Origin of the sequence: Salimicrobium album (assembly GCF_900107115.1) — a bacterium.
GTDB classification, from domain to species: domain Bacteria; phylum Bacillota; class Bacilli; order Bacillales; family Halobacillaceae; genus Salimicrobium; species Salimicrobium album.
In genome coordinates this window covers 306,310-317,888 of record NZ_FNOS01000005.1, presented here as the reverse complement: position 1 = coordinate 317,888, position 11,579 = coordinate 306,310, and the positions used below count along the sequence as shown (strand labels likewise).

Annotated in this window: 10 protein-coding genes and 1 rRNA gene; 3 read left to right on the top strand and 8 right to left on the bottom strand. The window is 45.6% G+C overall.

Annotated elements, in window-relative coordinates; translation table 11 throughout:
* A 16S ribosomal RNA gene (locus BLU03_RS11205) occupies positions 1-236 on the bottom strand; the annotation flags it as partial.
* Between the two features lie 394 nt (positions 237-630).
* On the opposite strand from BLU03_RS11205, the gene BLU03_RS11200 reads away from it, so the two are divergent.
* Positions 631-993, top strand: a complete 363-nt coding sequence (locus BLU03_RS11200; RefSeq protein WP_008588534.1) for a YgzB family protein — start codon at positions 631-633, stop codon at positions 991-993.
* Positions 994-1,131: 138 nt separating this feature from the next.
* On the opposite strand, the gene perR is transcribed toward BLU03_RS11200, so the two are convergent.
* The 4 genes from perR to bcp all read right to left on the bottom strand — a co-directional run bounded on the left by perR (position 1,132) and on the right by bcp (position 3,704).
* Positions 1,132-1,575, bottom strand: coding sequence for a peroxide-responsive transcriptional repressor PerR (perR, locus tag BLU03_RS11195; protein ID WP_040609129.1), 444 nt, complete (start codon positions 1,573-1,575; stop codon positions 1,132-1,134).
* 107 nt (positions 1,576-1,682) lie between these two features.
* Complete coding sequence (locus BLU03_RS11190) at positions 1,683-2,240, bottom strand: cob(I)yrinic acid a,c-diamide adenosyltransferase (protein ID WP_008588532.1); 558 nt, start codon at positions 2,238-2,240, stop codon at positions 1,683-1,685.
* 1 nt (position 2,241) lies between these two features.
* Complete coding sequence (locus tag BLU03_RS11185) at positions 2,242-3,192, bottom strand: D-2-hydroxyacid dehydrogenase (RefSeq protein ID WP_008588529.1); 951 nt, start codon at positions 3,190-3,192, stop codon at positions 2,242-2,244.
* Between the two features lie 38 nt (positions 3,193-3,230).
* Positions 3,231-3,704 (bottom strand): thioredoxin-dependent thiol peroxidase, encoded by a 474-nt coding sequence (gene bcp / locus BLU03_RS11180; RefSeq protein ID WP_093107827.1) that lies wholly within the window; start codon positions 3,702-3,704, stop codon positions 3,231-3,233.
* 128 nt (positions 3,705-3,832) lie between these two features.
* On the opposite strand from bcp, the gene BLU03_RS11175 reads away from it, so the two are divergent.
* A complete protein-coding gene (locus tag BLU03_RS11175; protein WP_407690272.1) occupies positions 3,833-5,176 on the top strand; it encodes a glutamate-1-semialdehyde 2,1-aminomutase in 1,344 nt (447 codons plus the stop codon).
* Positions 5,177-5,311: 135 nt separating this feature from the next.
* On the top strand, positions 5,312-6,379 hold the full coding sequence (locus BLU03_RS11170) for an FUSC family protein (RefSeq protein ID WP_093107823.1): 1,068 nt from the start codon (positions 5,312-5,314) through the stop codon (positions 6,377-6,379).
* Between the two features lie 53 nt (positions 6,380-6,432).
* Here BLU03_RS11170 and BLU03_RS11165 read toward each other — a convergent pair whose 3' ends face one another.
* From BLU03_RS11165 to ntdP, 3 genes are all read right to left on the bottom strand, one after another.
* Positions 6,433-8,868, bottom strand: a complete 2,436-nt coding sequence (locus BLU03_RS11165; protein WP_093107821.1) for a bifunctional diguanylate cyclase/phosphodiesterase — start codon at positions 8,866-8,868, stop codon at positions 6,433-6,435.
* A gap of 287 nt (positions 8,869-9,155) precedes the next feature.
* Complete coding sequence (locus BLU03_RS11160; protein WP_093107819.1) at positions 9,156-10,916, bottom strand: ABC transporter ATP-binding protein; 1,761 nt, start codon at positions 10,914-10,916, stop codon at positions 9,156-9,158.
* A gap of 66 nt (positions 10,917-10,982) precedes the next feature.
* Positions 10,983-11,510 carry a nucleoside tri-diphosphate phosphatase gene (ntdP, locus tag BLU03_RS11155; protein WP_008588516.1) on the bottom strand — a complete coding sequence of 176 codons (528 nt, stop codon included), beginning with the start codon at positions 11,508-11,510 and terminating at the stop codon, positions 10,983-10,985.
* Positions 11,511-11,579 lie beyond the last annotated feature (69 nt).

Below are 11,579 nucleotides of genomic sequence, written 5' to 3'. Positions count from 1 at the left end.
AGAAGCCATCCTTTTACCATCGGTTCAGGAGAACCGTTGGGTTATCCGGCATTAGCCCCGGTTTCCCGGGGTTATTCCGGTCTTACAGGCAGGTTGCCCACGTGTTACTCACCCGTCCGCCGCTCGTTCCACGAGCGTCCACCCCGAAGGGCTTCTGCTCGCTTCCCGCGCTCGACTTGCATGTATTAGGCACGCCGCCAGCGTTCGTCCTGAGCCAGGATCAAACTCTCCATAAAAGAGATTGATTAGCTCAATCATAATTCGTTCAAAAAATTGACGCATGGCATAAAACATTGTTCAGTTTTCAAAGATCCATTACAACGTCGCCTCAAAACAGCGACTTAATTAATATATCATATCTGCTGACATCCGTCAATAATCAAATATGATTTATTGTTTTTGTTGCTCTTCGCGATGTGTTTTCCTTAACGCGACGATTAATAATGTATCACGAGCTGAATATAAACGTCAATGATTTTCCCTGATTTTTTATTTTATTTTCTCCGACCTGACTGTCCTGCTTTAAAACAACCTTGTCGAAAGATTGACGTTTTTATAACAGTTGTCTTTCTCTTTCTATGAAGTCTCTCTCCTGTGATACAATAATCCATATAGAAAGAAGGTGAATTCATGGCACTGAAATACAGCAACAAAATAAATAAAATCCGTACGTTCGCTTTATCATTAATTTTCATCGGTTTCGCTATCATGTACGTCGGTCTTCTCTTCAAAGACATAGCCTGGTTGATGGTAGTAGCCATGATACTCGGAATGATCGCTATTCTTTTCAGTACGTTAGTGTATTTCTGGATAGGCATGATTTCCACGAAGGCTGTCCCCATCATCTGCCCCTCCTGCGGGAAACAGACAAAGATGCTCGGACGTGTCGATGCCTGTATGCACTGTGATCAGCCGCTGACAATGGACCCTGAACTTGAAGGTGAAGAATTCGACGAAAGCTACAATTCGAAGAAAAGAAAAACCGAACAGTGATTATTCGGGAACGGACCCCATTAAGAAAAACTAAAAAAGCTTCCGGCGGTGTTTATACGACACTGCCGGGAGCTTTTTTGTGGTTATCAATAATGATCGCTGTATAAAAAAAGATCTTCTTTGCTGCCAAAGAAGATCCTAATGAGCTGTCTGCGCCCGGCACTCGGGACACGTTCCGTATACTTCCATGCGATGATGACTTACATTGAAACCCGTCACCTGTTCCGCCAGTGATTCCACCTCATCCAGGCTTGGATAATGAAAGTCCACGATCTTACCACACGACTCACAAATAGCATGGTAGTGATCCGTAGTATTACAATCAAACCGGCTCGAAGAATCCCCGTAAGTAAGCTCCCTCACAAGTCCGATTTCCTTAAGGACACGAAGGTTATTGTAGACAGTGGCTACGCTCATGTTCGGAAATTTGTGTTCTAAGGCCTTATATATATCATCAGCAGTAGGATGGCTCATCGACTGGACGAGGAACTCAAGTACCGCATGACGCTGAGGGGTAATACGAACTCCTGACTCTTTCAATGTATCAATCGCACCTTGAAGTCTATAATCAGACACCGTCATGCACCTCGCTTTCTAACAGAAATAACTAACTATAAAATTATCAAATAATAATCTTTATAAATAGTGTAACTCTGTTCCTCTCCCCCTGTCAATCTTTTGCTTTGTCCTTATACATCAGGATTCAGGTTAGTTTCTGTCCCTTCGAGCGTATGGTTGACATATCTCGCTGCCACGAACAGTAAATCCGACAGCCTGTTCAAGTAACTGACAGCAAGCGGATTATTGAGTTCCTCTTCAAGCGCAGAAGCATACCTTTCTGCACGACGCACGACAGTACGGGCCATGTGGAGATGGGCAGCCGCTTCCACTCCTGTAGGGAGAATGAAGTTCTTCAAATCAGGAAGATCTTCATCCCACTGGTCGATGAGTGCCTCCAGCTCATTGACGTGTTCTTTTTTCAGCTGCCAGAAAACTTCTTTCCCTTTCGGTGTCGCAAGTTCTGCTCCGACATGAAAAAGGATAGTCTGAATTCTGTTCATCTCTTCAAGCATTTTATCTCTGCCGGTGAAATCCTCTTTCCTTAAATAACTGATGGCAACTCCAATTACGGAATTCGCTTCATCACACGTGCCGTAAGCTTCCACCCGTTCATGACTTTTCGGCACCCTGTCCCCGTGTATAAGTGAAGTTTTACCCTTGTCACCGGACCTTGTATAAATCCTCATCTCAATAACCCCTTTCTAAATCAATCACGTTTTCCATCGTCTCATTTTCAATGTAAGCTTTAATGTTTCTGTCAAAAATTTCAAAACCTCTCGGCAAATAACGGGAGGTGATTCCCGAGATGTGCGGGGTGACCGTAATATTCTCTTCTCTCCAGAGAGCATGTTCCGCAGGAAGCGGTTCCTCTTCCATCACATCAAGAATGGCATGAGAAATGAGCCCCTCCTGTACAGCCTCGAGAAGAACGTCCGTGGAAACCAGCTCTCCTCTCCCCATATTAAGGAAAACGGCATGGGCAGGCATGGCTTCGAAATGTTCTTTCCGGAGCAGTCCCCGCGTCTCTTCAGTGCTCGGGAGAACAGCAGTTACATAGTCCCCCGTTTCCAGAGCTTCCGTAAGCTGATCTATACGAAACACTTCGTCAAAATGCTTCTTCGCCTCTCCGGATCTCGATACTCCTACCGTTTTCATATTAAAACATTTCGCGAGACGTGCAGTTTCAGAAGCGATAGCCCCTGTACCCAGAAGAGTCATGGTATGACCATTCATTTCCTGAAATTCAAGCCTTCGATTCCACCTGGACTCCTTCTCCTGCAGATGAAGTTCCTTCATTCGTTTCGCATTCTGCAAAAACATACCTATTGCATATTCAGCCATAGGCTGAGCGTGGATACCTCTTACGTTCGTTACAAGAACCCCTCTTTCCCGGATGGCTTCGAAAGGCATCCGGTCCATACCGGCAGACATCACCATAATCCATTTCAGATTTACCGCCTTCTCTATCTTCTCCTTATCGAGATCTTCTCCATATGTAACGAGAATATCCGCCTCTTCCAGAAAAGGCTCTCCCTCTTTCATACCATGGCAGTATCTGAATTCGAGGGAGGGATACTTTTCATCAAGCCACTGCTGCAGATCCTCGGGAACGTTTTTCAAAACCGAAAGCACCTTCATTGTCTGTTTCCTCCTTATTCCTGATCACGGGTCTGAAATTAAGATTCCAGATTTTCTTTAATGTAGCTTAAAGCTTCTTCCACATGACCTTCCACTTTAACCTGACGGAACTCTTCCTGCAGAACACCGTCTTTATCGATGATAAATGTGGAACGTTCCATTCCGTATTTTTCGTCACCTGCGCTCCCCTGCACTTTGAGTGCCCCGTATTTTTCGGCAACATCAAAGTTCTCATCGGCCAGAAGCAGAAACGGAAGATCATATTTGTCTATGAACTCCTCGTGGGAGTCCACAGGGTCTGCGCTCACACCGAGGATTACGGTATCAAGTTCTTTAAAGCTCTGGTGATTGTCACGGAAATCACAGGCTTCACTGGTACACCCGGGAGTCATATCTTTCGGGTAAAAATAAAGCACGACATTCTTTCCTGCGTAATCTTTCAGGGACACATCCTTTCCATTGTTTGCTGGAAGTGTAAACTCGGGCGCCTGAGTTCCTTTTTCTAAATTCATTATGATTCCTCCTTCATCTTATTATCTTACTTTCTACTTTAAAGGAAAGTATCAAAAACTTCCAATATTTCTAAATTATCATCTATCTTCCACTTCCACCTCTCATGATCGCTCTTATCTGTCTCCATATGATAAACTACTTAAAGAAAAACCGAAGAATGGAGGTAGTACAGTTGAATATACATACGTCAGAAACGTTATTCAAAGAAGCAGAAGAACATATCGTCGGAGGAGTCAATTCCCCTTCCCGTGCCTACAAAGGGGTGGGCGGCGGCACGCCTGTTTACATGAAAAAAGGGGAAGGATCACGTTTTATAGATGTGGATGATAATGAATACATTGATTTTCTTGGTGCTTACGGCCCTATTATCACCGGGCACGCCCATCCGCATATAACCAGTGCCATAAAAACTGCTGCAGAAAACGGTGTCTTATACGGCACACCTACTTCCCTCGAAAATGAATTTGCGAAAAAGATCAAGAGTGCTATCCCCTCCCTTGATAAAGTGAGGTTCGTAAACTCAGGCACAGAAGCAGTGATGACCACTATCCGGGTAGCCCGTGCTTACACCGGAAGAAATAAAATCATAAAATTCTCAGGATGCTATCACGGCCACTCCGACCTTGTGCTCGTAGCAGCGGGATCGGGGCCGGCGACACTCGGCACTCCCGATTCAGCAGGGATTCCTGCCTCTATAGCCGAAGACGTCATTACCGTACCTTTCAACGAGATCGCCCCGCTGAAGGAAGCGTTGAAACGGTTCGGTGACGAAATCGCAGCCGTACTCGTGGAACCGATCGTCGGCAACTTCGGAATCGTCACTCCGAAAGAAGGGTTCCTTGAGCAGGTGAACGACCTTACTCACGAAGCAGGGGGACTCGTAATCTATGACGAGGTGATCACCGCGTTCCGTTTCAACTACGGAAGTGCACAAAATCTTGTAGGGGTGGAGCCTGACATGACCGCAATGGGGAAAATCATCGGTGGCGGTCTCCCTATCGGTGCCTACGGGGGGCGCGTCGATATTATGGAACAGGTAGCCCCGCTCGGCCCCGCTTACCAGGCTGGTACGATGGCCGGAAATCCTGCTTCCATGGCAGCGGGCATCGCCTGTCTCGAAGTGCTGGAAAAACCGGGTGTCTATGACCATCTCGACAATCTGGGGGCGCAGCTCGAAAAGGGTATTGCGGAGCGGGCTTCCTCTCACGGTATACCTGTACAGATTAACAGGCTCGGAGGAGCATTGACCGTATATTTTACAGACCACCCTGTAGAAAATTATGATGATGCCGAAAATACCGACGGCGAAAAATTCGCTGCATTTTTCCACAGCATGCTCGAAAAAGGTATAAACCTGGCTCCTTCCAAGTTTGAAGCATGGTTTTTAACCACTGCCCATACAGAAGAGGACATCCGCATAACTCTGGAAGCTGTCGACAGCACGTTCGCAGAAATGGCAGAAGAAAATTAGTGATAATTAATCGTCAAACAAAGCGAAAACATTTACAATGAAGAAAGATTGTTAAATTGTTTTCCTCCGCGTTCAGGGCAGCCCTTGTTCGACCATGCCCTGACGCTTATTTTTCAAACTAAAGGATGATGTGACTTGAAACTGGGAGCAAGAATGGTCAAAACCGGGCTGGCTGTGGCCATAGCCTTATATGTAGGAAACATGTTCGACTTTCTCTCACCTTTACTTGCAGCTATTGCCGTAATATTTTCACTGCAGCCTTCTATTTTTCGTTCTTATCAGTCCATCATCGAGCAGGTCCAGGGTAATCTGATCGGGGCAATGATCGCAGTTCTGACCGTTTTCACGCTCGGTAACGACCCGTTCGTCGTAGCGTTTTCCATTATCGTTTCAATCGGGATCACTACGGGAATGAAAATGAACGAAAACACGGTTTCTCTTGCGGTTGTGGCCGTTGTAGCCCTGATGGATTCGACAGATCTGACATTCCTGCCTTTCGCGGCTTCGCGAATCGCTTCGATGTTTTTCGGGATTTTTACAGCTTTCATTATAAACCTGGTTTTCCTTCCTCCTAAATATGAGACGAAACTGTTCGCGAGTATCGACGAGTCCACCCGTGACATTTTACAGTGGATCAGAGTAACAACGAGAAAGTTATCCGACGAACCTGCGCTTAAATACGAAACTACGCGTATTCAGGATGAGATAAGAAGACTGGACCACACGTACCTCCTTTATTCCGAAGAAAGAACTTATTTGAAAGGAAAAGGTTTTGCCAAAGGCCGGAAACTCGTCGTATTCCGCCAGCTGATTACAACTACGAAGAAGTCCTTCGATGTCCTGAAGGCTTTTCATCGGCTGGAAAATAAAATCGAGCACATACCCGAAGATTTTCAGGATGCCCTCGTCCATGAACTCGACAAACTCGTCAATGCCCACGAAAAACTGATTTTGAGCCTGAAAGGCAGAATTAAACAGACGCATAAACAGGCGCTTCGCCGTGTGGAAACGCCTGATATTCCACTAATTGTCGATCGTCTCATGAACGAATATGAACACGGATACGACAAAGACAGGCTCATTTTTCTTCCCCTGGCATCTCAATTGATGGAGTATCACTACCAACTGGAGAAACTGAAGCGTTTGCTGAAAAGCTATCAGAAAAACTCCCAGAACGAATACATCCAGACAGGACTCAAATAAAAAAGGAAGCCCGCGGGTTTCCTTTTCTTAATGCTCATACATTCCTGACACCCTCAGCTGACTCTTCCTTTAAATAAAAGTCTCTGTACGTCTTCCTTGGAAATCGGTTTACTGAACAGGAACCCCTGATAGTACAGACATTGCCTCTCCTTCAGGTAGTCCAGTTGCCCTGAGGTCTCCACACCTTCCGCTATTACGTTCAAAGCTAAACGATTCCCCATTTTGATGATAGTATCGATAACCGCCTGGTCTTTTTCACTTTCGTGTACTGTCTGAATGAACGATTTGTCTATCTTCAAAGTGTCCAGAGGAAAATCTTTCAAATACTTCAGGGAGGAGTAACCGGTGCCGAAGTCATCCAGCGAAAGCTTTACACCCATCTGTTTCAGTTCTTCCATAATAGGAATGGCCTCTTTCGTATTCTGGACGACACTTTCGGTAATCTCAAGCTCTACATACTCGGGCAGCAGCTGTGTCTCTTCCAGTATCTTCCCGATGACTTCGGGCAATTCGCGGTTTTGAAACTGCACTGACGAAATATTCACCGCAACGTGCCCGAGTTCGTACCCTTCGTCCAGCCACTCCCTGAATTGTTTACAAGCCTCTTTAAGTACCCATTCCCCGATAGGGATGATCAACTTCGATTCTTCTGCAAGAGGTATGAATTCCGCCGGTGAAATTCTTCCAAGTTCAGAGTGTTCCCACCTGAGCAAAGCTTCCACCCCGATGACTTCACCCGTATTCGTATTCACCTGAGGCTGATAATAAAGAGTCAGCTCCCCACTTTCATGAGCCTGCTGCAAACCGATTTCCAGCAGCGTCTTTCTGGAAACCTCTTCATTCATCGATTCCGTGAAAAAGCACGCGATATTATCGCCTTTCTTCTTAGCCTGATACATTGCCATATCGGCGTTTTTAATCAGTTCGTCTGCTATTTCCCCGTCCTCCGGATATGTACTGACCCCTATGGCAAGAGAAGTGTAAATTTTAAACTCTCTTAATAAGAACGGACTTCCAAGCGCCTGTGCAATGTTCCTCGTAAAGCTGCTTACCTGGTAGGAAGTGGCTTCGGGGTACACGATAATAAATTCATCACCGCTGTTTCTGGAAAGTATAGCTTCTAAAGGCAGAAGTGTCTTCAAGCGTTCCGTCAGACTTTTCAGCAGTTCATCTCCCATGTTATGACCGTACAGATCATTGATACTCTTGAAACGGTTAAGATCCAGAAATAATATGCTGACACTGGTGTTATTTTTAGCTGCTTGTTGAAGAGACATGGAGAGATGATCGTGCAGCATTCTCCGGTTCGGCAACTTTGTAAGATCGTCTTTGTAAACCAGCTCGCTGATTCTTTTCTCATGCGACACACGTTCTGATATATCCCTTATAATGCCCGTGAAATAGACGTCTCTCTGTTCATGCACAGCTGACAGAGACAACTCGACAGGAAAGACACCTTCCGTTTTATGCAGCCCCTCAAGTTGTACAGTCTGATTGGTCACAGTTTTCTTTCGCGTGTTTAAATACTCCGCCAATCCTCTTTCATGAGCTGAACGATATTTTTCAGGCATTATAGTGGTAAGAGGCTGTTTTATAATCTCTTCTGAAGTATATCCGAATATCTTCTCCGCAGCTTTATTCCAACTGAGTATCGTCCCCTCTTTATCGGCTATGATAATAGCATCGTTGGCGGACTTAATAATAGATTTATGGATTTTACTGCTCAGGGAGTAATTTTTATGCGCAGCTTCCATTTTTCTATTGTAGTAAATTACAATTACCAGACAGAAAAGGATTACCAGGAAGATGACTCCGATAAAGTATCCGAGAACCCCCTGGTTAATCGCTGCCTCCGCTGCCGGTTCTCCGAGCGGTTCCTTCATCTCATAAGTGGCCGAAGCCATACCTGTATAGTGCATCCCTGAAATAGCCGCTCCCATCAGCACTGAACTTCCTCCCATAACCAGAATATTGTTTTTTGAATCGTTCTTCTCCTGTAAAGAAAAGATATAAAGAGCAGCAGTAGAGGCTCCGAAAGCGATAAGAGCCGAGAGAGTAACCAATCCCCTGTCGTAAATGATTTCTGCGTTCATCTGCATAGCCTCCATCCCCACATAGTGCATGGAGAGTACGCCCACAGCTAAAAAAGGAGAGGCGAAAAACAGAAAACGCCAATCTCCTGAGAATCTGTTTATCGCAAAAAAAGTTCCAAAACTTGCCAATACAGCACTAATAATACTTAATGAAAGAAGATAGGGGTTGTAGGTAACCACCATATTCATATCAAACGCCAGCATCGCCACGAAATGCATGGACCATACCCCGCTGCCAAATACTATACTCCCCGTCACTGCCCACAGTGTACGCTGTTTTCCGCTCGAGTTCTGCAGCATACGCTGAGCGATCAACAGAGAAGTGTAAGAAGCGAATACTGCTATACTGACCGAAAGCAGCACAAGCTCTGTAATGTAATTACCCGTGTTCTCCATAACATGTTCCCTTCTTTTTTTAATATACCGGTCACACTCGTTGCTTCACTTATAAAAGTGCTCTACTATCTATTTTTATTAAACCGGTACCGAAGCAGCTTTACTCTTACTATCGGTCTCTTTTCAAAAACTTTCAGTATTCGTTCAAACTATTGTCCGACCGACTGACAATTTGAAAGAAAAAACGAGTCAGATAGTGATATTCCTGAGGTCAGATGGTATAAAGACCGGGGATTATATACAAAAAAGCCTGCAAAACCGGAGTTTTGCAGGCTGGCATCCATTCTTCAGGATAATGGTACATCGTCCAGTTCCTGAACCTGATAAAGATTGTAATAGTGACCTCTTTTGGCCATAAGTTCGTCGTGTCTGCCACTCTCCACAATATGACCGTTTTCGATCAGCACTATGCGGTCGGCGTGGGTAATCGTGGAAAGCCGGTGGGCAACGATAAAAGTGGTGCGTGCCGAAGCCAGTCGTTCCAGTGCAGACTGAATCAGACTTTCGCTTTCAAGATCCAGTGCGGAAGTAGCTTCGTCCAGGATGAGAAGAGAAGGGTTCTTCAGGAACACCCTGGCAATGGCTATCCGCTGTTTTTGTCCGCCGGAGAGCTTGACGCCTCTCTCTCCGACCAGGGTCTCGTACCCGTAAGGAAGCCCGGTGATGAATTCATGTGCATTGGCTGCACGGGCCGCTTCCATCATCTGTTCATCTGTTGCATTCGGATTCCCCATCTTAATATTCATGGCTACCGATTCACTGAATAAAGTGTTGTCCTGAAGAACCATACCTATCTGATCCCTTAACGAACGGACTTCTACGTCCCTGACGTCTGTATCGTCTACCAGAATACGGCCGCCGGTTACATCATAGAAGCGGGGAATCAGACTGATAAGGGTCGATTTCCCTCCCCCGCTCATTCCTACGAGGGCGATCGTCTCTCCCTGATCGACATGAAGAGTAACATTCTTCAGAACTTCCTCTTCTTCCTGTTCGTAGCTGAAAGAGACGTTGTCGAACGTCACTTTACCGTCCAGAGCCGTCAATTTCCGGGCACCTTTTTTGTCTTTGATATCGTAAGGTTCGTCGATGAACTCAAAGACCCGGTCCATGGAAGCGATGGACTGTGTCAGAACGGTAGCTGAGTTCACAAGCCGCCGGAGCGGTCCGTAAACCTGATCCATATAACCGACAAAAGCCACCATCGTACCCACGGTGACGGAACCGCCGATCACGAGATAACCCGCCACCCCTATAAGAAGAAGGGGAGCAAGGTCCGTAATCGTAAACGTCACGGAATACGTATAAGCGTTCCAGTTCGTATGACGGATCGCCTTAGTCAGGAAGTTGGAGTTTTTCTCATCGAACTGTTCCTGTTCGTAGTCTTCAAGAGCGAAACTCCGGGTGACCGGTACTCCCTGCACCCGCTCGTGCAAGTGTCCCTGGACTTCCGCAAGAGCCTGGGACCGCTCACGGGTAAGAGTGCGTAAGCGTGAATAGAAATATTTCACGGCGAACCCGTACAGAGGAAACAGAGCTATGGCTACAAGTGTCAGCCATACGTTCATCGTAAGCATGATGATTACGGCAATGAGAATCGTTACCATATCAAGCCATATATTCATGAGTCCTGTAATTACAAAGTTTTTCGTCTGCTCCACGTCGTGTATTACCCGGGAAATGATTTCTCCCGATTTTGTCTTCGAGTAATATCTGAGACTCAGTCGCTGAATGTGATCGAATAAATAGTCACGGATATCATATAAAATATTACTGCCGATCCACTGAGCATAGTACTGGCGTAAATATTCCACCGGTGGACGAACTACGACGAAGAGGAACAGGGCCCCTCCGATAATCCAGAGAAGCTGATCCACTTTCTCGGACTGGGCCATGGATTCACTGCCGATGATGTTGTCGATTACGTACTTCGAAATAAGCGGCAACAGTAAAGGAATTCCGAATTTAACGACGCCGATCATAATCGTAAAGACGATTTTCCATTTATATGGAGTTACAAAATACATATACCTCTTAATGGTATCCATACAGAATGTACCTTCTTTCTACTATCAAAATAAGTGAGCGCACTATTAAAGTGCGCTCTTCCCAATCTACCTATACGTTAAATACCGTTCGTACCACTGATCTATGAATTCCGGAGCAAAAGGACCTTTACGCTGATGTATCCAGCGGACCAGAATATCTACATTGTTGTACAGAATCCGGTCAAGAACGTGCGGGTAGTTCATCTGTCTGCGGTGAAGTTTATATTCGTCTTCATCCAGCAGTTTATAAGTCATATCGGGGAAGACTTTAACATCCAGATCATAATCGATATATTTGATCATTTCGTCTTCGTAAATAAAAGGAGAGCTGATGTTACAGTAATAATGCACTCCGTCTGCCCTCAACATCCCGATGACATTGAACCAGTATTTCGTGTGAAAGTAACAGATCGCCGGTTCCCTTGTCATCCACGATCTCCCGTCGCTTTCCGTTACGGTCGTACGGTCATTCGCACCGATCAGTACAGTCTCCGTCCCTTTTAAAATCGTAGTACTGTTCCAGATTCTGTGCAGTTTTCCATTGTGTTTATAACTTTGAATTTTGATTCGCTTGCCAGGCGATGGGCTGGACATACGAATTCCACCCCTTTCTTAACTGCGTTCACTTCTACCAATTATAACGGGGATACCTGCCAATTGAAA